Here is a 25,427-nt window from a genome sequence, read left to right as displayed (position 1 = left end):
TTATGACAGACCAGCCATCTAACAACACAATTCTAATTACTGGTGGTGCTGGTTTTATAGGGAGCAATTTTATTGTTTACTTATTAGCGAAATATCCGAATATTAGAGTAGTTAACTTAGATAAACTAACCTATGCTGGAGACGTACACAATTTTAGTGAATTGAGGAGTAATCCTAATTACACTTTTATTGAAGGTGATATTTGCGATGCAACCTTAGTTTCAAAATTATTTCATAAGCATCAAATAAAGGGCGTAATCAATTTTGCCGCAGAGTCACATGTAGATAATTCAATTAGCTCTCCTGGGCAATTCATAAAGACCAATATCGAAGGTACTTTTATATTATTAGAGGCAGCTAGAAGCTATTGGAAAGGTAAAAATTATAGATTTCATCATATTAGCACAGATGAAGTTTATGGGTCTTTAGGTGAAAATGGGTTTTTTACCGAAGGGTCAAATTACCAGCCAAATAGTCCTTATAGTGCATCTAAGGCTTCATCTGATTTTTTGGTTAGAAGCTATCATCATACTTATAGTATGAACGTAGTGACCAGTAATTGTTCAAATAATTTTGGACCAAAACAGCATGATGAAAAATTAATTCCTACCATTATTAGATCAGCTATAAAAGGATTAAAAATTCCGATTTATGGCAATGGTAAGAATGTAAGGGATTGGTTGTTTGTAGAGGATCATTGCAAAGGAATAGATCTTATCTTTTTTAATGGCATAGCTGGTGAAACCTACCTTTTGGGAGGAAATAATGAATATGATAATTTAACGATAGCTGAAAAAATTTGTGAATTTATAGATACAAAAGTGCCCAAAAGCAATGGCAGTTACAGAGACCAAATTAAATTTGTTGATGATCGATTAGGTCATGATTTTAGGTATGCCATTGATGCATCTAAAATTAAAAAAGAACTAGGTTGGAATGCTTTAGAAAGCTTCCATACTGGTTTAGAGAAGACAGTTGACTGGTATTTAAAAAAGTATCAATCTAAATAATTATGAAAGGAATTTTACTTGCAGGTGGTACGGGATCGCGACTTTGGCCTTTGACAAAAGCATTAAGTAAACAGTTAATGCCAATTTACGATAAGCCAATGATTTATTACCCGTTATCTACGCTAATGATTGCTGGAATAAGGGAGATTTTAATAATAACGACACCAGATGATTTACCGTTATTCAAAAAACTACTGTCGGATGGTAAGCAATTGGGTTGTACATTTCAATATGCTATTCAGCCAGAACCAAAGGGTTTGGCCGAGGCTTTTATTATAGGTAAGGAGTTTATTGGAAATAGTAAGGTTGCTCTAATTTTAGGAGATAATATTTTTTATGGTAATGGTCTGGAAAAATTATTAAAAGAAAATTCTAAGCCAGAAGGCGGAATAATTTATGGATATCATGTAAATAACCCAAATAGATATGGTGTGGTTGAATTTGATGAATTTGGAAAAGCTATTTCAATTGTTGAAAAACCTCAAATTCCTAAATCTAATTACGCTATTCCGGGAATTTATTTTTATGATAATAATGTAGTAAAGATAGCAGAGCAAATAAAACCGAGCAATAGAGGAGAACTGGAAATCACAGATGTAAATATTGCTTACTTAAATAAAGGTAACTTGAAAGTAAGTGTTCTTGATAAAGGAATTGCTTGGTTAGATACGGGCACCTTTAGTTCTTTGATGAACGCATCTCAGTTTGTGCAAGTAATAGAAGAACGTCAAGGTTTAAAAATAGGTTGTATAGAAGAGATAGCATATACCCAGGGCTTTATTAAAGCAAAACAACTGGAAAAGTTAGCTGAGCCGTTATTAAAAAGTGGATACGGAGAATATTTAATGCGCCTGATTAAATGAAAATATTTGAATCAAAATTAAAAGGATGTTTAATCTTGGAACCCCAAATTTATCAGGATGAACGAGGGATGTTTTTTGAGGTATTCAGAAAAAATGAATTGGAGTTCTTTTTAGGTTATAATATTGATTTTGTTCAAGAGAATACCTCTATTTCTAAAAAAGGGGTTTTACGTGGGTTGCACTACCAAAAAGAACTAGGAGCCCAGGCTAAATTAGTTTCCGTCCAAAGAGGAGAAGTAATAGACGTGGTGGTTGATTTAAGACCAAGCAGTGAAACTTTTGGGCAGCATATTAAGGTAAATCTATCTGATCAAAACCGTAAAAGCCTTTTTATACCAAAAGGTATGGCTCATGGTTTTGTAACACTTTCCAACGAAGTAATTTTCACTTATTTATGTGATAGTTATTACGACCCAGAATTGGAATCGGGCATTTTATATAGTGATCCAGATTTAAGAATAGACTGGAGCTACCCGATTTCAAAACTAATTGTCTCAGAAAAAGATATGCTTCTACCTAGTTTCAAAGATTTCGAAAAATGAAAAAAGTATTAGTAACAGGAGCCAATGGCCAACTAGGTCAATGTTTGCAAAAAATAGCCCCTTCATATAAAGAATTGAATTTTAAATTTAACAGTTCCAAGGAGTTAGATATTACTGATATTTTAGAAATCGAAACAGCATTTGTAAAGGGCAATTTTGATTATTGTATCAACTGCGCCGCATATACTAATGTAGAACAAGCTGAGAAAACACCGGATATTGCTTACAAGGTAAATGTAGAAGGTGTTAAGAATTTAGCTAATGTTTGTAAAAGTTATAACACAACCTTAATACACATTTCTACCGATTATGTCTTTGATGGTGAAAAAGATGAACCGTATACTGTTAAAGATGTACCTAATCCAATTAATGAATATGGTAAATCTAAATTACTAGGTGAAAAGCATATTCAAGAGATAATGGACAATTATTGTATTATAAGAACATCTTGGTTGTATTCTGAATTTGGTAAGAATTTCTATACTACTATTTTAAAAAAGGCTAAAGCTGGAGAAAATCTTTCGGTTACCGATGAACAGTTGGGTTGTCCTACTAATGCTAATAATTTGGCATTGCATATAATAAGGAAGTTGATTCAGAATAATATCTGCGGTATTGAACACTTTACGGATGGATATTCCTGTACATGGTTTGATTTCGCCAGAGAGATATTAATTGAGCATGAATTACAGATGATGGTTCAATTACACAGAGATAAGAATTATCGTACTTTTGTTAAAAGACCAGTAAACAGTGTGCTGAAATAGCATTTAATAAATCTGAATTATGAAAATACTTAACCTTATTGGAAGGGAAAGGGAGTTATTTGAGAATGATATTGCCACCCATGAAAACGAATTAAGTGAAATAGTAGGTAATTCCTCGTTTCTTGTCATTGGTGGTGCGGGATCTATAGGGCAGGCTGTGACAAAAGAAATATTTAAACGAAATCCTAAAAAACTCCATGTCGTTGATATTAGCGAGAATAATATGGTGGAATTAGTTAGAGATATTCGTAGTTCATTTGGTTATATAGACGGTGATTTTCAAACTTTTGCTTTAGATATTGGTTCTAGAGAATATGATGCTTTTATAGAAGCAGATGGTAAGTATGATTATGTGCTTAACCTTTCGGCTTTAAAACACGTTAGGAGCGAGAAAGACCCTTTCACATTAATGCGTATGATAGAGGTCAATATATTTAATACCGATAAAACTATTAAACAGGCAATAGCAAAAGGGTCAAAAAAATATTTCTGTGTATCGACAGATAAAGCTGCAAACCCGGTAAATATGATGGGGGCTTCAAAACGCATTATGGAAATGTTCCTAATGAGAAACAGTGCAGAGATACCCATATCCACTGCCCGTTTTGCAAATGTGGCTTTTTCTGATGGGTCATTATTACATGGTTTTGATCAAAGAATTAAAAAAGGTCAACCCATTGTAGCGCCTAATGATATAAAAAGATATTTCGTTATACCTAAAGAAAGTGGTGAGCTCTGTTTAATGTCTTGTATTTTTGGCGATAATAGGGATATTTTTTTTCCAAAGCTAGATGAAGGGCTGCATTTAATATCGTTTGCAGACATTGCAGTAAAATATTTAAGATCGCTAGGTTATGAGCCTTACTTATGTGAAAATGAACAAGAAGCTAGAGATTTAGTAAAAGTACTTCCTAAAGAAGGAAAATGGCCATGTCTATTTACTGGTAGCGATACAACGGGGGAGAAGGATTTCGAAGAATTTTTTACAAATTCGGAAACTTTGGATATGAATCGATTCCAAAAATTAGGGGTCATAAAAAACAAACTTGAGGTCAATCATAAAAAGTTGGAATATTTTGAAAACACTATTGACCAAATAAAACAGCAACGAACTTGGTCAAAAGAGCCAATTGTAGATTTGTTCTTTGAAATGATACCTGCTTTTGGCCATAAAGAAACCGGTAAGTATTTAGATAGTAAAATGTAGCTTTAATGATTCAAGAAACAATAGATTTTATTAGGTCGCATTATGAGAGCGAAGACTTTATACCTCTTCACGAGCCTTATTTTGCCGGTAATGAAAAAAAGTATTTAAATGAATGTATTGATACAACATTTGTATCTAGTGTAGGTAAATTTGTCGACAAATTCGAAAAGGATATAGCAAATTTTACGGGTTCAAAGTTTGCGATAGCCACTGTAAACGGTACTTCAGCTTTACATATTGCATTACAACTTGCAGGTGTAGAAAGAGAAGATGAAGTGTTAACTCAGTCATTAACGTTTATAGCCACTTGTAATGCAATCAGTTATATAGGAGCTAACCCTGTTTTTATAGATGTTGATAAAAATACAATGGGGCTGTCCCCTGAAAAATTAAAGCAATTTTTATCAGAGGAAACAATCATTAAAGATGAGGTTTGTATCAATAAAAAGACCAAACGCAAAATAAAGGCGGTAATACCAATGCATACATTTGGAATGCCAATTAATATTGATGATTTAAAAGCTGTTTGTGAGCCATATAATATTAAAATTATAGAGGACGCAGCAGAATCGTTAGGAAGTTATGATAACCATGTTCATACAGGAACGAAAGGTTTGGCAGGTACATTGAGTTTTAATGGAAATAAAACCATTACTACTGGTGGTGGTGGAATGATCTTAACAAATGACGAACATCTAGCAAGAAAAGCCAAACATATAACAACTACCGCTAAAATTCCTCATCGTTGGGATTTTAAACATGACCAGATTGGTTATAATTATAGAATGCCGAATATTAATGCGGCACTTGGTTGTGCCCAGTTAGAAAAATTACCTGAAATTTTACAGAACAAACGAGATTTAGCCCAAAAATATGTAGGCTTTTTTAATAATAAATCGGCACGTTTTGTTACAGAACCTGACAATACATCTGCAAACTATTGGTTAAATTCCATTGTTCTTGAGAATCCTAATGTTAGAGATGAGTTTTTGTCGGCTACTAATGATGCAGGAGTGATGACCAGGCCTATTTGGAAGCTAATGTCTAGCTTGCCCATGTTTAAAAAAGCTCAAAAGGGAAATCTGGACAATTCTATTTGGCTAGAAGAACGTGTAATTAATATTCCAAGTAGTGTCAAAAAATAAGCAAATTTATTTTTTAGGATATTCTGGACATGCATATGTTGCAATGGATGTCGCTTACGATAATGGTTTTGACATTAAAGGTTATTTCGATCGGCAAGAAAATTTAGATAATCCATATAAAATTCAATATTTTGGAAGTGAAGCTAATATAGATTTAAAAGATTTTGTAAAAGATTGTTATGTATTTCCAGCTATGGGGTCGAATACCATAAGAAAAAGATTATATTCATTATTAAATCAATTAAACATTAAACAATTGGTATTAGCACACTCTACTGCCTTTGTCTCTGATACAGCAGTAATAGGAGAATCTACTTTAATAAATCCTAACGTTTCTATCAATGCTTTGGCAAAAATAGGAAAAGCATGTATTATCAATACTGGAAGCATAATAGAACATGAATGTCATATTGGTAATTTTTCACATATTGCACCGGGAGCCGTGTTAGCTGGTAACGTTAAAATAGGAGAAAATTGTTTTGTAGGAGCAAGGGCCGTTATCAAACAAGGGGTATCAATAGCCGATAATGTTATTGTTGGTGCAGGTTCAGTGGTTTTGAACAATATAGATGGGAAAGGGACATGGGTAGGAAATCCTGCTAAACAACTAATAAAATAATGAAAAACAGAGTACTGATAATTGCTGAAGCGGGTGTAAACCACAATGGGGATATTACTTTAGCAAAAAAATTAATAGATGCAGCAGCAGATGCAGGGGTAGATTACGTTAAGTTTCAGACATTTAACTCTAAAAAACTTGTTAGTAAATCAGCTCAAAAAGCCGATTACCAAAAACAAAATACCAATGATGAAGTAGAATCTCAGTTAAAGATGCTACAAAAACTTGAACTAAGTAAAAACGACCACCTTATATTAATCGATTATTGTAAAACCAAGAATATTAAGTTTTTATCAACCGCTTTTGACCTAGATAGTATTGATTTTTTAGAAGAACTTAAAATTGATTTGTGGAAAGTACCTTCTGGTGAAATTACAAATTTACCGTATTTAAGAAAACTAGGGGGCTTAGGAAAACCGGTGATAATCTCCACAGGTATGGCCGAGATGTCAGAAATTGAAGAAGCAATAAATGTTGTTACTTCATCTGGTACAGATATAAAAGATATTACTGTTTTGCATTGTAATACAGAATATCCAACACCCATGCAAGACGTGAACTTGACGGCGATGAACACTATAAAAGATGTGTTTAAAGTGCCTATAGGTTATTCTGACCATACTTTGGGGATTGAAATCCCTATAGCCGCCGTAGCTCTTGGAGCCACCGTTATCGAAAAACATTTTACCCTTGATAACAGCATGGATGGTCCTGATCATAAAGCCTCGTTAGAACCCCAGGAGCTTAAAAAAATGGTGACTGCAATAAGAAATATTGAACAAGCTATGGGTAATGGAATTAAAGTTCCAAGCCCAAGTGAAACCAAGAACAAACCAATTGCTCGTAAAAGTATCGTTGCCAATAGAGAGATTTTAAAGGGAGAGATTTTTGATGAAAAAAATTTAACTATTAAACGTCCTGGAACGGGTATTTCACCAATGAAATGGGATAAGGTTATAGGAAGTAGAGCTAAAAAAGATTATAAAGCTGACGATTTAATATGAGAAATATTGCCGTTGTTACCGGAACTAGAGCAGAGTATGGACTTTTAAAACCATTACTGTACGCAATTAAGGAGACAGAAGGTTTTAAGTTACAACTTCTGGTGACAGGTATGCATCTTATGTCTGAATTTGGAAACACTTACCAACAAATAGAGAAAGACGGATTTGAAATAGACGCAAAAGTTGAAGATGGCTTAGAAGGGGATGATGCCCTTGCTATTTCATCTGCAGTGGGCAGAGCAGTAATAGGTTTTGCAGAAGCGTATAATCGCTTAGAACCAAACTTGATTGTAGTACTTGGAGACCGAAGTGAAATTCTTGCTGCCGTGACTGCTGCCATAATAGCAAACATACCGGTTGCACATATTCATGGAGGGGAGACCACTGAAGGTGCTTATGATGAGTTTATACGGCACGCAATCACTAAAATGAGTCATCTGCACTTTGCAAGTTGTGAAATTTATAGAAAGAGGATAATTCAATTGGGAGAAAACCCCACTACAGTTTTTAATGTAGGGGCTATAGGAATTGATAGTATCAAAAAATTAGAATTATTGTCTATTGATGAATTTGAAAAAGCTATAAACTATAAACTTAATAAAACTAATGTTTTAATAACATTTCACCCAGTAACACTGGAAGATGATACAGCTGAATATCAATTTCAAGAATTAATTGATGCTTTAGACATTTTGTCTGAAGTAACACTAATATTCACTAAACCTAATTCTGATAAAGGAGGAGCATCTATTGTTAAAATAATAGATAATTACGTTACCAGAAACCCCAATAAGGCTATAAGTTTCAATTCTTTAGGACAGCTTAGGTATCTTTCAGCGTTACAGTATGTTGATTTTGTTATAGGAAATTCCTCAAGTGGGATATTAGAAGTTCCAATATTTAAAAAACCTACAATAAATATTGGAGATCGCCAAAAAGGTAGAGAAATGACCAAAAGTATCATTAATTGTAAACCGAATAAAAAAGATATATTTCAAGCTATTCAAAAAGCTTTAAATGCTCAATTTAATATCGAAATTCAAAATCAATCTAATCCGTATGGCAATGGCACAGCAACTAATCAAATAATGGATGTTTTAGTGAGAAGTCATTTAAAAAATACTAAAAAGTCATTTTACGATCTTTACAATGAATTATGAAAAATATAATAATACATAAGAATAAATCAATTTTAGAGGCCTTAGAGCAGCTAAATTCTATCCGAGATGTAAGTCGCTTAATTCTTTTCGTTTATGATGATAATGAATCTATAATTGGATCGTTAACGGACGGCGATATAAGAAGAGCGCTTGTTAGAAATAAAGATTTAAATCAAAAAGTTTCTTTGGTTTGCAATATTAATTTCAAATTTATTCATTCAGATTATGACTTTCTGAATTTAAATGAATACCGAAAAAAAGATTTAAAAATTCTGCCAGTATTATCAGCAGAAAAACAATTAATTAAGGTATTGGACTTAGAACGAATAAAATCAGTTCTTCCTTTAGAATGTATGATTATGGCTGGAGGTAGAGGAAAGCGATTGAGCCCGTTAACGGACAATACCCCAAAACCAATGCTAATTTTAGGAGATAAGCCAATAATAGAACATAATATAGATAGATTAATATCATATGGAGTTACTAAAATTTATATATCTGTTAAATACTTAGGTGAACAAATAAAGGAATATTTCGGGGACGGAAGTTCAAAAGGAATTTCCATAGAATATATTTGGGAAAATAAGCCGTTAGGAACTGCAGGGGCATTGACTTTAGTAGAAAAATTCAACTCCAGAAATGTTCTATTAATGAATAGTGATTTATTTACTAACGTTGACTTTGAAGATCTTTATCTATCCTTTTTGAAATCAGATGCCGAAATGGCAGTGTCGTCAACAGAATACAAAGTGGATGTGCCTTATGCTGTTTTTGAAACTAATGGTGATGAAGTAATAGATTTTAAGGAGAAGCCAACATTTTTTTATCAGTCAAATGCAGGAATTTACATTTTGAAGAAAGAATTAATAGACGAAATTCCTAAAAATCAATACTATGACATAACTGATTTAATGGAAAAAATAGTAAAAGAAAAGCGAAAACTAATTTACAACCCTATAACTGGATTTTGGATTGATATTGGAAAACCTGTAGATTATGATTACGCTAAGAATTTTATAAAACATTTAGATCATTAATGAATAATTTAGTTGTTATCCCAGCTAGGGGCGGGTCTAAAGGAATTCCTGGCAAGAACATTAAAATTTTTAAAGGAAAACCTCTGATATTACACGCTGTAGATGCAGCAAAGAAAATTTTTAACGATAATGAAATTATTGTTTCCACAGATGATATTAAAATAAAAGAGGTGGTCGAAGATAGTGGCTTAGTGGTTCCGTTCATCAGACCTTCAAATTTGGCTACTGATACTGCTGGTACATATGAAGTCTTATTACATGCTGTTGATTATTTTGAGAAAATCCATGGAGAAATAGAAACATTGGTATTATTACAACCTACATCACCATTTAGAACCTCTGAACATATAAGAGAGGCCTTAGAGTTATACAATTCTTATAGCAATATTGATATGGTTGTTTCAGTATCAGAGACAAAATCTAACCCATATTATGTTCTTTTTGAGGAAAATGATGAAGGTTTTTTGAATCATTCAAAAAAAGGAAATTTTATAAGAAGACAAGATTGCCCTAAAGTATGGGAGTATAATGGTGCAATTTATATTATTAATATTAAAGCTTTAAAGAAAACTAAACTATCAAGTTTTAAGAGAGTAGTAAAATATGTAATGGATGAGAAATCTTCACTAGATTTAGATTCGCAAATAGATTTGTTATTTGCAGAATATCTTTTAAAATTGGAAAATGACATTTAAAGCATCGTTTGTAATATTTATCATAGGATTATTTGTTGGAGATAATCCAGAAGTCAAAATAATGTTATCAAACATTGAAGGAAGAACCACGATATTGACACAAAAAGGTTCGTCAAGAGCAACAGCTTACATAGATTCGAATAAAATAATAGAAACTGAGGAACATGTTTTCACAACCTATTTAATATATGAAGATGGTAAACATTTTATAGCTTTAAAATCTTTCTCTAAAGAAAATAAAAAATGGTCAAAAGAGATTGTTTTGGATGAAGTAAATGATAATCATGGTGGCGGTTCATTATCAATTGATAGTCAGGGTTATTTACATATAGCTTATGGTCCACATGTGGGTCCCTTTGTATATAGGAAATCTGTTAATCCGAACGATATTGGATTTTTTGGCGATCCGATGTTCGTTGGTAACAACATGACTTACCCTTCTCTTGCAATTGATAATAATGATAAAATTTATCTACTTGGTAGGCATACGATAATTAAAGGAAAGTGGAGCCTAAGATTATTTCATAAAAATGCGGAAGATAAAAATTGGTCATCAGGAAAGGATATTTTGTACTCTAATTATGCTAACTGGCCAGATATAAAAGATATTAAAAAAGGTGATCCAAAGTACTTATATGTAAAAAATGGATATTCTAGATGGAACAAATCAATAGTAATTGATAAATTAAATAATCTACATATTACTTTTAAAAATTATGAATATTTACCAAGAAATGAAAAATATAGTTTTACTAATAACGGTAATGGAGGTTCTTATTTAATTGGTTATTTAAAATCTGAAGATGGGGGGATGACTTGGAAAAATAAAGACAAGTTAATTACAACCCCAGCTTATCCATCAGAAATAGAAATAATAGATGGTAACTCAGACCCCAAAAAAGTTGAATGTAATTATGGCATAAGTAATCTAATTTTAGATAAACATAATACTCCGCATGTAGCATTTTCAAAAGAATATGATTCAACATCAACTTTTTATTTAGCTTATAAAAAGGGGGATATTTGGGAACGTAAATTAATAAATCACGATAAAACTAATCAAAGCTTTATGTATTCGCCTTCTTCAATTAGTTATTTTGATAATCATTTTTATATTGTTGCAACTGCAATAAATAAAAGTAATTACGATAGGCAGGAACTATGGGGTAAAGAGCAAAGACATTCCTTCTTACAGATATTTAAATTAAATTCAAGATATAAAATTGTTAAAGTTTTTAGTAGTCAAGACTTAATGGTGAGTAATCCATCTTGGCTTCCAAGCTTAGGTCGAGGAAATGAATATCCACCTAAATTATTATTTACTCAAGGTGATAGTAAGTCTAATAGTACGGTTGTGCATTATACCGATTTGAATTAAATTATTTTTAATGAGTCAACTAAACCGTATTGAGAAAGAATTCAATATTGCTAACATTAAACATGATGGGGTCTGTATTTGGCCAATCATTAAAAGTTATTTAATTACATTAGAACCAACCAAAAGTGAAATACTTAAAAAGCCTAAAAGCATAATAAAATTATTGTTGAAAAATCTATTTCTAGATATCTTTTCAACTCATAAAATTTTCAAATCTAAAATATGGGTATTCACAAATTCTGAAAGAAGATATGCAATTAATAATTCATATTTTGATAGAGTAACATCTGGTTTGTTAGATTACTTTGATAATTATGTATTATTTGAAAATCCCATTCCTAAAGGGCGTTCTTCTAAAAACAAACTTCAAAAAGGTGAATTTTTAATTGGAATGTCTTGGATTTATTTAATTCAATTTTTAATTCTCAAATTCTCAAAAACACCAAGAATAGAAGCTTTTGTAGATTTAGAAAATTACTTAGAACAGGATTTAAGTAAAATAAAAGATATTTATCATCGATATCATGCTGGATATTTATTTTATAATTTCTTGTTCAAATTCATAAAGCCCAAGGGGGTGTTTTTGGTATGTTATTATTCTAATTTTGGCTTGGTAAAAGCCTGTAAAAAAAATAGAATACCTGTTTTGGAATTGCAACATGGAATTGTAACCAAAAATCATAGGGCATATAACTTTGCTAAAACTTTAAACGGACCGTTTACACCAGATTATTTTTTAAGTTATGGTCCCTATTTTAATAGTATTGTTAAAAATGGAAATTTGGTGTTAAAAAAAAATACTTTAAACTACGGGTACTCTTTTTTATATGAGGCAAACAAAAAATTGAGAAAGACCGATGAAATAGAAAAGCTTTTAACAAAATTTAATAAAGTTATATGTATAACTGGGCAATTAGAAAATACTGACCGTAAACTACTTAAGCTTGTAGGAAATGTTTCAGATGAGTTTGCGGATATTTGTTTTGTTTATAAGCCAAGGAATAAAAATAATATGGTAACATTTAAAGAAAAAAGTAATTTTATTAAATGGGAAGATATTAATACTTATTTATTAATGAAGTATTGTGACTATCATATTACAATATATTCTACCTGTGCTATTGAAAGTATTGCACTTGGTACTCCTAACATCGCAATCAATATTGACAACCTTTATTCAGCCCATTTAAAGGACATAATAGGAGATAATGAATACAACCATGTGGTTGACAGTGAAAAGGAGTTAAATAAGCTTCTATTACGTTTGTCTAATACTAATTATGATAATAAAAAGGTTGTTCAATCCATAAGTAATGTAATTTCTCCAATGATATCAAAAGAACTTTTCTCTAATTTTTTTAATAAAGTAATGAAAGAGAAATCTAACCATCATTAAAAAACTTTTTAATTTACTGTAGCCTAACACTTTATTATAAAAATTAAAATTGTATTTAAGTAAATCAATTTTGTTTGAGGAAATAGAATCTTCATGTTTACGATAAAATGAAAGAGCTAATGGCAAATTATAAGCAAATTCAGATTTTTCTATTATGTTGATAAAAAGACTCCAATCTTGTCTTTTACGAATATTGGCCATATATATTTTCCCCAATTTTTTAGCATTATAAATAACTGTGGATGTGAGTATATAATTATTTTTTAAAAGATCATTTCTTGAAACAACTTTTTTACATCTAATATTTTTTTTGTTTTTTGTATTGAACTGAACATAATCGGTAAATGTAAAAGTGTAACTTCCGTCTAACATGAATTCTACTTGTTTCTCAAGCTTTTTAGAGTCCCAATAATCATCGTTGTCTAAAAAAGCGATAAACTCTCCCGTTGCCTGTCTAATTGCATTATTTCTTGCGACTGCAGCGCCTTTATTCTCATTATGAATAACTGGAGAAATTATTCTGTCATCATTATAGTTGTTAATTAATTCAACACTATTGTCGCTTGAATTATCATCACAAATTATTAATTCCCAGTTTGTATAAGTTTGATTTAAAACAGAATTTATACAGTCTTCAATATATTTTGCGCCATTATAATTAGGAACAATTATAGAAACAAGAATATTGTTAATCATTTATGTTGGGGTTTAATATATTACTTTTTGATGTGTTTTCTAATAGTGCGAAAAATATAACAAACAACATTATTCCTCTTTGTCTATAAAGTATACATTCCATCATTAATAGTAATGTAAAACTTATCCAGAAAAAAGCTAAAGCATAATTTTGTTTTTCTATTGCTTGTTTTATAACTAAAATAAGTAATAATGAGAGGGTAATTAAGCCTGCGTAACCCCAATCAATATAATTATTAATAAACTGATTGTGAGTATTATAGGTTTTGGTTTTGAATGGAAATTCGTTTTTGAACTTTTTAGAATATGTATTTTTAATTTTCTCTTCTGCTATACCAGTACCTTGAATTCCTCCATTACCTTCATTAATTACAGATGCCCCCAGAATATAAATTTTAATTCTATTATTTATAGAGTAATTTCTTTCTAATATATTATCTCTTTTACCATACCATTCAAATACTTGTGAGTACCTATTAAAAAGAAGAGTTTCCTTAAAAACATAAGTAATTGAAAACAAGCTGGCAATGCAAAATATATAAATTAATAGATATTTGAGGTGTTTTTTTTTAATAATTGCTAGGATAAAAAGGTAAATTAAAGAACCAAATAAAATTGAAATAATCATAGCTCTAGAACCTATCATGAAAAGGTGAATAAAGAAATAGGTTAAAGTGATCCACTTTAGCCTACTTGTGGTCAACTTAAATTGATAAATTAGCATAGCAGAGAAGAAAGTGTACAAGCTTAAATATATATGATTAAAGTAATTTGGGTTGGTATACCTGGTATATAAAAAGCGATAATATTCACGACCTTCTTTAACTATAAACAATGATTGATTAGTAATCATATCAATAATTGCTGATATATCAAGAAAAACTAATAAAATTATGTTGCCTAAAACAAAACATTTTATAAATAACATGTTCTTATTTCTAAGATCTTGAAAAATATAGAATAGAAAAGGACTAAATAAAAATGGCAATAATCTTGTTAAGTAATTTTTTTTGGATTCTGGATTAATAATTACCCCTGTAACTCCAATGAGAAAATAAGCCACCATTAAAACTATTATTATTTTAGATGTTCTTTGTAGTATAATGTTCTTCTTCTTCTCTATGAAATTAACTAGGGAAAAAAAAATGAACCCTATGAATAAAATAGCACTAATATTCTCTTTTAAGAATAACCCGAATATAGTTATACAGCCTAGAATTACTAAACAATTTTTTAAATTAAGATTTTTCAATTGTGTTTAGTTTTAAGTAAGGAATAGTCAAAATTGCTATAAAATTAAATAGTGCAAGTAAAATTCTCAAACTACTGGAATATGAAATTTCCGCCATCCCTATTAGATAAAACAAAATGAATAAATTCCACCATAAATATAATCTTCTATCAGGCATATTATCTGTTCCTTTAATGATGGGAAATATAATTATTAAAAATACTATGTAGGAAACTATGGTAAACATGAAACCATACCTAACATGAAGATCACCAAGAAAAATAGTGGGTGCAGCACCCTTTTCATTATATCCAGGATATATTTCTTGAAATGTTTCCTTTTTAATTACTTGATATTCGTAAATATCTCCTTTATATAAATTCCTTCTTTTCATTGAGATTCTGGTGATAAATCCTGAACCTTGCGTGACAAAAAACCTTCTTGGTGGCGATTCTAATAAGTACATGAAAGTTTCTTTATTAAATTCTTTGCCCTTACTTATTGTGTAAATAACCAACATACCCGAGATGGCAAAAAATCCTATCAAAATATATTTGAAATTGAATTTGATACCAGAAAATAACAATGCAAATATTATAAAAAAGGTTACCAAACCCTTATGACCCCCTGATGTAAGTATAAACACCACTATAAGTAGCAATAGAATCTTTGATATATTACCTTTAATATGTTTAATAAAAAAGAAATAACCCGAAGGAATAAAAATCATAAAAAATGATGAAAACGTATAGAAGAGCTTAACAGAGTCGGATTGATCAAACCTTTCTGGTAAATTACCTGTTAAAATAAATTTGACCAATGGTAGTTGATTTATATATACTAAAAGATATAATCCAACAAGTATAAACCAAAATAAAAAATATAGAAACATTAATTTTTGATTTCTATCTCTGTAGTTTTGAAAGTATTTATTAAGTATTGATTTTTTGGTATGCGCTAAAATATATGAATAAAATATTGAGATGGTAAATATAATTGTTCCATATATTTCAAAAACTATAACGTCCGGCCACTCAAAGCTATTGGAATAGGATATATAGCCTAATTCATAATAAACCGCCGGTCCGATAAATATAATAAACAGAAAGAAAAAATGAATTATATAGGAACTTGCAAAAAGATTTTTCTTTTTGAAATAATAAACGTTTAGAAGAAAAACGAACAATAGTAAATAAATCATAACTAACTTAATTAAAAAATTTTGAATTAGTCATCTCGATTAACCATACGTTTCTATTTAAGGTTAAATTGTTCATAAACTTCTATTGTGAGTTTTTTTTTCATACATCTAAATTCGGTAAATAATTATTATTTAGGATGGCTTTAATGAAGAATTAATATTCTTTATTATAACTGGGAATGTAAAATTAAATTAATAAGAGTGATTTATACTGTGGACATTTTAATAAGCCTACATCTCTTATTGTTATAATGTCAAACTTTTATGTGCGAAGTTAAAACTCTCCAAATAAGTGACTAAAACAATTTATGTATGTATTTTAAATTGATTTACCGGGGTGTCTGTTTTATTTGCACATAGTTTTTACCATTTCTTAAATTTTATTTGAGATGAAATTCAAATCATTATTATAGTTTACATGTTTAAGTACACCAATTTTCTTTTGTCTTGTTTCTGTCCCATTTTGTTTTATTTTTTGTCCCAACATTACAAAGTACTTTAATATAGACGTTTTTTTGAGGTAAGTTCGATTTTTAATCCTTGTTGGCTAAAATTTTAAGATATTATAATTTGATTTTCATAATGTTAGCTATTTTATATTGGTTTAAAATTACTGTTAGTAAATCTGAATAAATCAGTATTCTTGATTTAAGAATATTTAAAGGTCTTCATTTAGAATTTTCGATAATAATAGCTCCAATATTGTGTAGAGTACTATATATGAAACTAAGGTGGCAAAAGCTGCACCAAATAATCCCCATTTAGGAATAAGATAAAAATTTAAAATGATATTGATTAAAGCGCTTATGAAAGATAGACTAGCTATCCAACCTGTTTTTTCTTCAAAAAATAGTTGATTTACTTTAAATCTATATAAACCTTGAAAAAAGTAGCCCGATAATAGAGCTAAATAAATAGTATTTTCAACTTTATAATCTTCTCCAACATAAAATTTGTAAATAAGGGGCATAATAAAATAAATAATTATACCAAATATTAAAATTGATAGTGAATAGTATTTAAATGTTTTGTTGAAAATTATCATGAATCCTTTTTTGTCTATCGCCATGTTTTTCATAAAATATGGAGTCCATGCCATTGAAAATGAAGTAATTAATAAACTCATTACCATGCATAGTTGATAAATGACAGAATATTTGCCTAATTGCGCTGTTCCAAGATAATCGTTTATGAAATAGCGATCTGCGTAATTTAAAATGTTATTGAAAAAAGTGTGTAAAATTAGCGGTGATGAATAAATCAATATTTTATTCACTAATTTTTTGTCTATTAAAAAAGTAATGCTCTTATCTTTTAATAAGAGATAGCCAATGAATAATGCTGATAAGAAAGAAGAAGAAAAAAGTGAAAATATCCTTACATTATAATTATTGTATAGTGACAAGAAAATGATTGATAATATAATATCTAAACCTGCCTTACTTAACCTTATTATAGCAAATTGTTTCAAGTTTTCTTCATTTCTTTTTAAAATTAAAAACCCTTCGATTATTAAGTTTAAGAATACATAAAAAACAATTAATATCACTAATTGTTTTTTATCGGTATTAAGGTCGAAAATATTGAATGTATATGTGCCGAGTATAGACAAGAGTGTTGATCCTACGCCTAGAATTAGAATACATGTGAAAACAACAGAAATGTATTTGTTTCTATTTTCTATGGTAAAGTATAATTTACTAATAGATTGAATAATACATAAACCAATAATAGGAGTAAGAAAAAAGGTAGATGTTGTGAATAAGTCAATTACTCCAATATCATTTGAACTCAAATTCCAAGTTAGTATTGGTAAAATTATAAATGGAGTGAGGGAGTTTAAAAGATTTATAATTGTGTAACCGCTAAAATTTAGAAATAAGCTCTTTTTTTTAAAGTTCATAAAAAATTAATGATTCTATATTTTCCCGAATTAATTATAGTTGAAAACAAATGTAATTTTTTTATGACCAGTATAGTGATATTAAATTGGATTAAATTCAATTAGCGTATTTGATATATGGATGTTTTTGTTCTTTTATAATTGCATATGAGAATTGCCAATACATGTGATTTTTTACATAATGATATTGCTTAAAACATTGGGAATATTAGTTATTGGAGTATTCGTTAATGCTATAATTGTTTAAAAGTTCAAATAACATAGTTGTTTCGAATCAAAATCATTTAATTTGTAAAGTAATTTTTAAAAATAATTTTTCGGCTTGAAATATAAAAAAGGTAGATGGTCTAAATTAATTAAGCCATTAATGTCATTAGTTGATTTGACAATATTAGTATTTGGCGTTTTTTTATTTGAAATTAAATTAGTCAACTATTATGTATTTATTGGGTATGTAATTATTGCTTGGATAATCATATCATTAAAAAATGAATTTTATAACGTTGAGAGACAAGCAAGAGTTATTCAGTTATTTTCCCTCTTAATAAGACAGATTTTATTGTTTATAATTGTCTTGTATGCATATATGGGCTTTTTTAAACAACCTGAGGTTGGAAGACTAGCATTAGCAAGTTATGTTGTTTATGTTACTGTTGTAGTTTTTCTCTTTAAATATTTGGTATTTTTTCTTTTAAAGAAATTTCGGGTTTTGTTAAAGGGCAATGGTAGAAGTGTTATTGTAATAGGTGATAATGCGAAAACAAGGCAGCTTATAAAGATTTTTCAGACAAAATTGGATTATGGGTTAAATTTTAAGGCTAAATTCTCTGTTAGAGATAAGGATTTTTCCTTGATGAAATGTTTGGAATATGTTGTTGAAAATAATATTGATGAAATTTATTTTTCTGTGGCTGAGTTATCTAATGATCAAATAACAAATCTTGTTAATTTTGCAGAAAACAACCTAAGAACGTTAAAGTTTATACCAGATAATAAAGATATTTTTGCAAGAAATTTAAAGTACGAGTATTACGATTATATTCCAATTCTATCCTTGAGAAAGATAGCTTTGCATGACCCGATTAATGCTTTTGTCAAAAGATTCTTTGACATCATCTTTTCTTCATTGGTTATATTATTAGTGTTGTCATGGTTAACGCCATTAATGGCTATCTTAATCAAATTGGAGTCTAAGGGTCCTACTTTGTTCTTACAAAAAAGGCATGGTTTGGATAATCGGGAGTTTTATTGTTTTAAATATAGGTCGATGGCAGTTAACCGTGGTAATGATGCACTGCATGTTACGAAGAACGATATGCGAGTTACCAAAATTGGAAAATTTATCAGAAAAACTAGTTTAGACGAAATGCCACAGTTTTACAACGTATTCTTTGGTCAGATGTCTGTTGTTGGACCTAGGCCTCATATGGTATCCCTCTCTGAAGTATATATGAAGAAAGCTAATAGGTATATGCTACGACATAGTGTTAAACCGGGTATAACTGGCTTGGCTCAAGTAAGTGGGTTTAGAGGAGAAATAGAAGCAGATACAGATATAATCAATAGAGTTAAATATGACATTTTCTACCTAGAAAACTGGTCTTTATTATTGGATTTAGGTATTATTATTCAAACTGTTACAAACCTATTTAAGGGAGAAGAAAAAGCCTACTAGAATTATTATGAAAAAAATATTAATTACAGGTGCCGCTGGCTTTTTAGGTTCTCATTTGTGTGATCGTTTTATAGATGAAGGTTTCCATGTCATTGCAATGGATAACTTGATTACAGGAGATTTAAATAATATCTCTCATTTATTTTCGCTTTCAAATTTTGAATTTCACCATCATGATGTAACAAAATTTGTACATGTATCTGGTAAACTTGATTATATTTTACATTTTGCATCGCCAGCAAGTCCGATTGATTATTTAAAAATTCCAATTAAAACCTTAAAAGTTGGATCCTTAGGCACACTAAACCTTCTAGGCTTGGCGAAAGAAAAAGGGGCTAGAATTTTGGTTGCTTCAACTTCCGAAGTTTATGGTGATCCATTAGTTCATCCTCAAAATGAGGAATATTTTGGTAATGTTAATCCTATTGGTCCTCGTGGGGTTTATGACGAGGCTAAACGCTTCATGGAGTCTATTACTATGGCGTATCATAGACATCATGGACTGGACACTCGAATTGTACGTATTTTTAACACATATGGCTCTAGAATGCGTTTAAATGACGGACGAGTAGTACCTGCATTTATGGGACAAGCTCTACGTGGTGAAGATTTAACGGTTTTTGGTGATGGTTTTCAAAGTAGATCTTTTTGTTATATAGATGATCAAATAGAAGGAATATACCGTTTATTATTTAGCGATTACACTGACCCTATTAATATTGGAAATCCACACGAAACAACAATTAAGGAATTTGCTGAGGAGATTATTGCTTTAACTGGGACTAAACAGAAGGTAATTTATAAACCGCTTCCGCAGGATGACCCTACACAACGTCAACCGGATATCACTAAAGCGAAGGAAATTTTAGGATGGGAGCCAAAAGTGCATAGAAATGAAGGATTAAAAATCGTATACGATTATTTCAAATCGTTGTCTCCAGAAGACTTACAGAAGAAAGAGCATAGAGATTTCTCTACTAAATAAAAATTTAAAAGAGCAAGAAGTATTTTTGTAAAAATTGATAAAATGAATATTTTAATTCTAGGATCAGGAGGTCGCGAGCATACTTTTGCTTGGAAATTGGCACAGAGTAATAAATTATCAAAACTTTTTGTGGCACCAGGAAATGCTGGTACAGAAAAAATCGCAACAAACATACCAATTGGTGTAAATGATTTTGATGCTATTAAAAAATTAGTGTTAGAAGAAAATATAGAACTTGTTTTTGTTGGACCAGAAGATCCTTTGGTAAATGGAATTCATGATTTCTTTTTGAATGATGAAGAATTAAAAACTATTGCAGTTATTGGTCCAGAAAAATTAGCAGCAACTCTAGAGGGGAGTAAAGAATTTGCAAAGGAGTTTATGATGAGACATCATATTCCTACAGCTCAATATAAAAGCTTCACATCTGAAACCGTAGAAGACGGATTTAAATTTTTGGAAGAACTTAATCCTCCATTTGTTTTAAAAGCTGATGGATTAGCTGCAGGTAAAGGTGTGGTAATTCTTAATGACCTTAATGAAGCAAAAATAGAGCTTAAGTCAATGTTGGTTGATGAAAAGTTTGGAGCTGCAAGTGCAACTGTAGTTATAGAAGAGTTTCTTGACGGTATAGAACTAAGTGTTTTTGTACTAACCGATGGTGATAGTTATAAAGTTTTACCAACGGCAAAGGATTATAAAAGAATAGGCGAAGGGGATACCGGACTCAATACAGGTGGTATGGGGGCTATTTCACCCGTTCCATTCGCTGATAAAGCTTTTATGGATAAGATAGAACAGAGAATCGTTAAACCTACCGTAGAGGGTCTTAAAAAGGATAATATGCCTTATAAAGGTTTTATTTTTATCGGATTGATTAAAGTAGGTGAAGATCCTAAAGTTATCGAGTATAATGTTAGAATGGGCGATCCAGAAACTGAAGTTGTACTTCCCCGTATTCAAAACGATATGGTTGAACTGCTACAAGCGGTGGCTAATCAAACATTATCTAATATTGATTTAAAGTTAGACGACAGGACGGCAACAACAGTAATGACCGTTTCTGGGGGTTATCCTGGGTCTTATGAAAAAGGAAAGGAAATAAAAGGAATTGAATCTATTAAAGATTCTTTAGTTTTTCACGCGGGCACAACTTTAAAAGATGGTAAAGTAGTAACTAACGGTGGTAGGGTAATGGCAATTACTTCTTTTGGTACGGATTTTAAATCGGCACTTGCGCAATCGTATATAAATGTAGAAAAACTTTCCTTTGAAGGAATGAATTATAGAAAAGACCTGGGATTTGATCTTTAGGTAAAATGAATCTTATCGACTTTAAAACTCTTAAAGTCGATAAGATTCAACTTTATAATTATAAGTATGAATGAGAAGTACTTGATTTATCTTCTACTCCTTCATCGTTATACTTCTTTAATTCAAGCATCCAATAAACGAATGCTACAGAACCAATTAACATAAATATCCAATTAAGGATATTTGCCAAAGCCCAGCTATCGGCAAAACGTAAAAAATCTAACGGTGCAAATAGAACATTTACGAACAAATCTGCAATTCCTTCAAAAAATGATTTCATCTTATTACTATATTTACCAGCAAAAATATAAAAAGCTTAGATGATTTCAAGCATTTTTGAGAAAACAAAACCGGTGAATTTCATCATTCTTCTGGTTTTTTTGTTTCTATTCTACTGGTCAGTTCAATTTTATCTACTAGATTCAACGTTTAGTGAGGTAGAATTAGTGCCTTCAATAGGTGTTTTAGCTATTCTTTTATTCAGTGTTTTTATCGTTGATTTTGTAGTTAAACGTAATAAACTAACTGGATCCAATTCATTTGCCATTCTTTATTTTACACTACTCTTTGTAGTTTTTCCGGAAACTTTAGGCGATAACAAAGCTATTTTTACAAGTTTCTTTTTGTTGCTTGCCATGAGGCGTTTGTTAAGTATTAAATCTCTAAAAAATATAAAACTTAAAATTTTTGATGCCGGTCTTTGGATCTGTATTTCAAGTATATTTTATGAATGGGCACTCCTTTATTTACTTTTAGTTTTTGCGGCTATTTATATTTACGAACCTAAAAACATTAGAAATTGGCTGGTAATTATATCTGTCGGGGTTTGTTTCATTTTAATACTATATGGTATATTAATATTGTTAGATAAACCATATTTCATACAAGAGCATTATGATTTTGCTATAAATTATGATGCTATATTCCCTATAAAATGGTGGTCTAGCTTAAAAATGTCATTGTTTGCTATATTAAATATGGCACTAGCATTTTCAACATTTATACATTTAAGTAAATCTGGGGTAGGCAAGGTCATTATAATGAGATTAATAGCTTTTTCTTTTGTAATTGGACTCGTAGTTAATATTCTAGTTACTTCAGATAATAACAATGCGGTTATGATTACATTTTTTCCTTCAGTGATTTTTATAGTTAATTATCTGGAGTCTATTAAAAAGCCTAAGTTTCTAGAACTAGTACTTATTTCTAGTATTGTTGTGCCAATTATAGTTTTTGTAACCAAACTATAGGTTTCCTCTTTAAACTTTATCTTTGTAAAAAAGGACTCTATGTTTAGCGAATTCGCATTTAATATATTTAATACTAGTATTGAAAAATATCACGTTAAAGATGATGTGTATCAAAGTTTTGAAAATCCTTATTATAAAGATGATATAGAACATCTGTTATACAGAAAGAATTGGATTGATACTGTACAATGGCATTATGAAGATATCATTAGAAATCCTGATATCAACCCTAATGATGCGTTAGTTCTTAAACGAAAGATTGATGCTAGTAATCAAGATAGAACAGATTTGGTAGAATTTATCGATAGTTATTTTCTAAATAAATATAAGTCGGTAGAGATAAAACCGTCAGCTACTATTAATACTGAAAGTCCTGCTTGGGCAATTGATCGCCTATCTATTTTGGCATTGAAGGTTTATCATATGAAAGAGGAGGCAACTAGAGTAGATGCTTCAATGGAGCATAAAGAGAAATGTCAGGCAAAGTTGAATATTCTATTGGAACAAAAAAAAGATCTTTCCTTGGCTATCGATCAATTACTTAGCGATATTGAAAATGGTACTAAGTATATGAAGGTTTATAAGCAAATGAAGATGTATAATGATGAGGAACTAAATCCCATCCTTCGTGGCAATAAATAATTCTACCCACATTCTGGTTATTAGATTATCCGCTATGGGTGATGTTGCAATGACTGTTCCTGTTATTATAGGTTTAATAAAGAAGTATCCGCAGATTAAGATTACCGTTCTAACAAAATCATTTACAGCACCAATATTTGCAGATATACCTAACGTTTCTGTTTTTAATGCTGATGTAAAAGGTAAGCACAAGGGTTTTAAGGGACTTTGGAGGCTCTATAGTGAATTGAAATCACTTGATGCTGATGTTGTTGCAGATTTACACAATGTATTGCGTAGTACTATCCTAAAACAGTTTTTCAGATTTTCATCAATTCCATTTATTCAAATTGATAAAGGAAGAGCTGAAAAGAAAGAATTGATTAATCCTAATAGAGTTTTATTACAACCACTTACATCTACTTTTGAACGTTATGCAGATGTATTTAATAAGTTAGGATATCCAATTGCTACTAATGAAATGGAAATTCTATCTTCTAAACCTATTCCTGAAACATTATTAGATTTAAATGTTACTAAGGGAAAGATGCTAATCGGAATTGCCCCTTTTGCTGCGTTTCAGGGTAAAATGTATCCGTTGCCATTAATGGAAAAGGTTATAAAGGCCTTAAACGATACTGATAAGTATAATATTGTTTTGTTTGGAGGTGGGAAAAAGGAAATAGAAGTACTTAATACGTGGGAACAGCAATATAATAATTGCCACAATGCAGCGGGAATATTATCATTTTCTGATGAACTTAGTTTAATTTCAAACTTAAAACTGATGTTGGCGATGGATAGTGGTAACGCTCATTTAGCGGCTATGTACGGAGTGCCAACCGTAACTATTTGGGGCATTACCCACCCCTATGCCGGTTTTTACCCCTTTAGTCAACCTAAAGAGAATGCGCTACTATCCGATAGAAATAAATATCCTGCGATACCTACATCCATTTACGGTAATAAATATCCTGAGGGTTATGAAAATGTCATGGAAACCATTACACCAGAATCTGTTGTTGCAAAGTTAATAGAAGTAATAAACAGCAATTTTTAAGATATAACTTTTGATTCTATACTCTTAAAGTACTGACGCAACTGAGACATAAATCGATATTTTTTAGCTGCTGGTGCAGCACTTGTCATTAAAGTTCTTACTCCAAAATAAGAGCTCATTAAAAAAGTAGCTGCTGCTTCGCAATCTACATGACGATCTAAATACCCATTGAACTTTCCTTTTTGTAATGCCGTAACCAGATTTACTTCCCAAACAGTAACAATTTCGTTTAATTGACGCATGATTACCTCATTCTTGCCATTAAATTCAGTTAAGAAGTTACTAAGGATACAACCATAATCAAGTTCATTATGAACGGCGGTTTCCATAGCATCGTCAAAACATTTTGTTATCAAGGTTAGTGGATTATCATGACCTTCAATAGGTTCTATTAAAGTGCTGTAAATTTTACGTGCCAATAAATTTTGAATGATCTGTATGAAAAAGTCTTCTTTAGAATCAAAATGATAATAAAATGCACCTTTAGATAATTCTAGTTTTTTTAGAATATCATCTACACTGGTATCGTAATACCCTTTGGCATAAAACAATTCTAATCCGGTAGTCTGTAAACGTTGCATGGTTGCCATGCGTTTTAGGCTCTTGTTCATAATATTGAGATTTGGGTAAATCCGACCATATGGTCTGTATATAGAACTTCCGATTTA

Annotated in this window: 25 protein-coding genes; 19 read left to right on the top strand and 6 right to left on the bottom strand. The window is 30.5% G+C overall.

The features are described 5' to 3' along the window. Positions 1-2: 2 nt before the first annotated feature. From rfbB to P178_RS0106590, 13 genes are read left to right on the top strand one after another with little or no spacing between them, the layout of a single operon-like run. Complete coding sequence (gene rfbB / locus P178_RS0106650) at positions 3-1,010, top strand: dTDP-glucose 4,6-dehydratase (RefSeq protein ID WP_027065484.1); 1,008 nt, start codon at positions 3-5, stop codon at positions 1,008-1,010. A 2-nt stretch (positions 1,011-1,012) separates the two neighbouring features. Further along, complete coding sequence (gene rfbA / locus P178_RS0106645) at positions 1,013-1,873, top strand: glucose-1-phosphate thymidylyltransferase RfbA (RefSeq protein ID WP_027065483.1); 861 nt, start codon at positions 1,013-1,015, stop codon at positions 1,871-1,873. Further along, positions 1,870-2,415: a dTDP-4-dehydrorhamnose 3,5-epimerase gene (gene rfbC / locus P178_RS0106640; protein WP_027065482.1), complete on the top strand. Its 546-nt coding sequence runs from the start codon at positions 1,870-1,872 to the stop codon at positions 2,413-2,415. The genes rfbA and rfbC overlap by 4 nt, the downstream gene beginning before the upstream one ends. Further along, the gene (gene rfbD, locus P178_RS0106635; RefSeq protein ID WP_027065481.1) at positions 2,412-3,182 is read left to right on the top strand and encodes a dTDP-4-dehydrorhamnose reductase; all 771 of its coding nucleotides are present in this window, start codon (positions 2,412-2,414) and stop codon (positions 3,180-3,182) included. The genes rfbC and rfbD overlap by 4 nt, the downstream gene beginning before the upstream one ends. 19 nt (positions 3,183-3,201) lie before the next feature. Then, positions 3,202-4,389, top strand: coding sequence for a UDP-N-acetylglucosamine 4,6-dehydratase (locus tag P178_RS0106630; RefSeq protein WP_027065480.1), 1,188 nt, complete (start codon positions 3,202-3,204; stop codon positions 4,387-4,389). Between the two features lie 5 nt (positions 4,390-4,394). Next, positions 4,395-5,534 (top strand): LegC family aminotransferase, encoded by a 1,140-nt coding sequence (locus tag P178_RS0106625; protein ID WP_027065479.1) that lies wholly within the window; start codon positions 4,395-4,397, stop codon positions 5,532-5,534. Continuing rightward, positions 5,521-6,153, top strand: a complete 633-nt coding sequence (locus P178_RS0106620; RefSeq protein ID WP_027065478.1) for an acetyltransferase — start codon at positions 5,521-5,523, stop codon at positions 6,151-6,153. Before P178_RS0106625 ends, P178_RS0106620 begins: the two co-directional genes overlap by 14 nt. Continuing rightward, positions 6,153-7,157, top strand: a complete 1,005-nt coding sequence (gene neuB / locus P178_RS0106615) for an N-acetylneuraminate synthase (RefSeq protein WP_027065477.1) — start codon at positions 6,153-6,155, stop codon at positions 7,155-7,157. The genes P178_RS0106620 and neuB overlap by 1 nt, the downstream gene beginning before the upstream one ends. After that, entirely contained in the window at positions 7,154-8,317 is a 1,164-nt protein-coding gene (gene neuC, locus P178_RS0106610) for a UDP-N-acetylglucosamine 2-epimerase (RefSeq protein ID WP_027065476.1), read from the top strand. Before neuB ends, neuC begins: the two co-directional genes overlap by 4 nt. Beyond that, complete coding sequence (locus P178_RS0106605; RefSeq protein ID WP_091901580.1) at positions 8,311-9,354, top strand: nucleotidyltransferase family protein; 1,044 nt, start codon at positions 8,311-8,313, stop codon at positions 9,352-9,354. The genes neuC and P178_RS0106605 overlap by 7 nt, the downstream gene beginning before the upstream one ends. Beyond that, positions 9,354-10,049 carry a cytidylyltransferase domain-containing protein gene (locus tag P178_RS0106600; RefSeq protein WP_027065474.1) on the top strand — a complete coding sequence of 232 codons (696 nt, stop codon included), beginning with the start codon at positions 9,354-9,356 and terminating at the stop codon, positions 10,047-10,049. Before P178_RS0106605 ends, P178_RS0106600 begins: the two co-directional genes overlap by 1 nt. After that, positions 10,039-11,427, top strand: a complete 1,389-nt coding sequence (locus P178_RS0106595) for a BNR-4 repeat-containing protein (RefSeq protein WP_027065473.1) — start codon at positions 10,039-10,041, stop codon at positions 11,425-11,427. The genes P178_RS0106600 and P178_RS0106595 overlap by 11 nt, the downstream gene beginning before the upstream one ends. 10 nt (positions 11,428-11,437) lie before the next feature. Beyond that, positions 11,438-12,823, top strand: coding sequence for a DUF354 domain-containing protein (locus P178_RS0106590; RefSeq protein WP_027065472.1), 1,386 nt, complete (start codon positions 11,438-11,440; stop codon positions 12,821-12,823). On the opposite strand, the gene P178_RS0106585 is transcribed toward P178_RS0106590, so the two are convergent. The 4 genes from P178_RS0106585 to P178_RS0106565 form a co-directional block, all read right to left on the bottom strand. Further along, positions 12,761-13,519, bottom strand: a complete 759-nt coding sequence (locus P178_RS0106585; protein WP_027065471.1) for a glycosyltransferase family 2 protein — start codon at positions 13,517-13,519, stop codon at positions 12,761-12,763. The two genes, P178_RS0106590 and P178_RS0106585, sit on opposite strands and share 63 nt — an antisense overlap. After that, positions 13,512-14,771 carry an O-antigen ligase family protein gene (locus P178_RS0106580; protein ID WP_027065470.1) on the bottom strand — a complete coding sequence of 420 codons (1,260 nt, stop codon included), beginning with the start codon at positions 14,769-14,771 and terminating at the stop codon, positions 13,512-13,514. The genes P178_RS0106585 and P178_RS0106580 overlap by 8 nt, the downstream gene beginning before the upstream one ends. Beyond that, positions 14,758-15,216 carry a hypothetical protein gene (locus P178_RS23175; protein WP_155941586.1) on the bottom strand — a complete coding sequence of 153 codons (459 nt, stop codon included), beginning with the start codon at positions 15,214-15,216 and terminating at the stop codon, positions 14,758-14,760. The genes P178_RS0106580 and P178_RS23175 overlap by 14 nt, the downstream gene beginning before the upstream one ends. A gap of 1,393 nt (positions 15,217-16,609) precedes the next feature. After that, positions 16,610-17,854, bottom strand: a complete 1,245-nt coding sequence (locus tag P178_RS0106565) for a lipopolysaccharide biosynthesis protein (protein ID WP_027065468.1) — start codon at positions 17,852-17,854, stop codon at positions 16,610-16,612. Positions 17,855-18,176: 322 nt separating this feature from the next. Here P178_RS0106565 and P178_RS0106560 point away from each other — a divergent pair, with 322 nt between their 5' ends. The 3 genes from P178_RS0106560 to purD are packed head-to-tail and all read left to right on the top strand — an operon-like array spanning position 18,177 to position 21,828. Continuing rightward, the gene (locus tag P178_RS0106560; RefSeq protein WP_027065467.1) at positions 18,177-19,529 is read left to right on the top strand and encodes an exopolysaccharide biosynthesis polyprenyl glycosylphosphotransferase; all 1,353 of its coding nucleotides are present in this window, start codon (positions 18,177-18,179) and stop codon (positions 19,527-19,529) included. Positions 19,530-19,536: 7 nt separating this feature from the next. Beyond that, entirely contained in the window at positions 19,537-20,514 is a 978-nt protein-coding gene (locus P178_RS0106555) for a UDP-glucuronic acid decarboxylase family protein (RefSeq protein WP_027065466.1), read from the top strand. Positions 20,515-20,556: 42 nt separating this feature from the next. Next, positions 20,557-21,828 carry a phosphoribosylamine--glycine ligase gene (gene purD / locus P178_RS0106550; RefSeq protein ID WP_027065465.1) on the top strand — a complete coding sequence of 424 codons (1,272 nt, stop codon included), beginning with the start codon at positions 20,557-20,559 and terminating at the stop codon, positions 21,826-21,828. A gap of 58 nt (positions 21,829-21,886) precedes the next feature. Here the strand turns inward: purD and P178_RS0106545 are convergent, their stop codons facing one another. Further along, on the bottom strand, positions 21,887-22,108 hold the full coding sequence (locus P178_RS0106545) for a DUF6341 family protein (protein ID WP_027065464.1): 222 nt from the start codon (positions 22,106-22,108) through the stop codon (positions 21,887-21,889). 40 nt (positions 22,109-22,148) lie between these two features. Here P178_RS0106545 and P178_RS0106540 point away from each other — a divergent pair, with 40 nt between their 5' ends. Genes P178_RS0106540 through P178_RS0106530 form a run of 3 tightly spaced genes read left to right on the top strand, consistent with a single transcriptional unit; the run spans position 22,149 to position 24,759 of the window. Beyond that, positions 22,149-23,078, top strand: coding sequence for a DUF6427 family protein (locus P178_RS0106540; protein ID WP_027065463.1), 930 nt, complete (start codon positions 22,149-22,151; stop codon positions 23,076-23,078). 39 nt (positions 23,079-23,117) lie between these two features. After that, positions 23,118-23,720, top strand: a complete 603-nt coding sequence (locus P178_RS0106535) for a DUF4254 domain-containing protein (protein ID WP_027065462.1) — start codon at positions 23,118-23,120, stop codon at positions 23,718-23,720. After that, positions 23,707-24,759, top strand: coding sequence for a glycosyltransferase family 9 protein (locus P178_RS0106530; protein WP_316929998.1), 1,053 nt, complete (start codon positions 23,707-23,709; stop codon positions 24,757-24,759). Before P178_RS0106535 ends, P178_RS0106530 begins: the two co-directional genes overlap by 14 nt. Here P178_RS0106530 and P178_RS0106525 read toward each other — a convergent pair. Next, entirely contained in the window at positions 24,756-25,370 is a 615-nt protein-coding gene (locus P178_RS0106525; RefSeq protein WP_027065460.1) for a TetR/AcrR family transcriptional regulator, read from the bottom strand. The genes P178_RS0106530 and P178_RS0106525 overlap by 4 nt on opposite strands. Between the last annotated feature and the right edge of the window lie 57 nt (positions 25,371-25,427).

It is taken from the genome of Maribacter sp. Hel_I_7, assembly GCF_000688315.1.
GTDB lineage: Bacteria > Bacteroidota > Bacteroidia > Flavobacteriales > Flavobacteriaceae > Maribacter > Maribacter stanieri.
The sequence above is the reverse complement of the archived record's forward strand: the minus strand, read 5'-3'. Positions and strand labels throughout refer to the sequence as shown.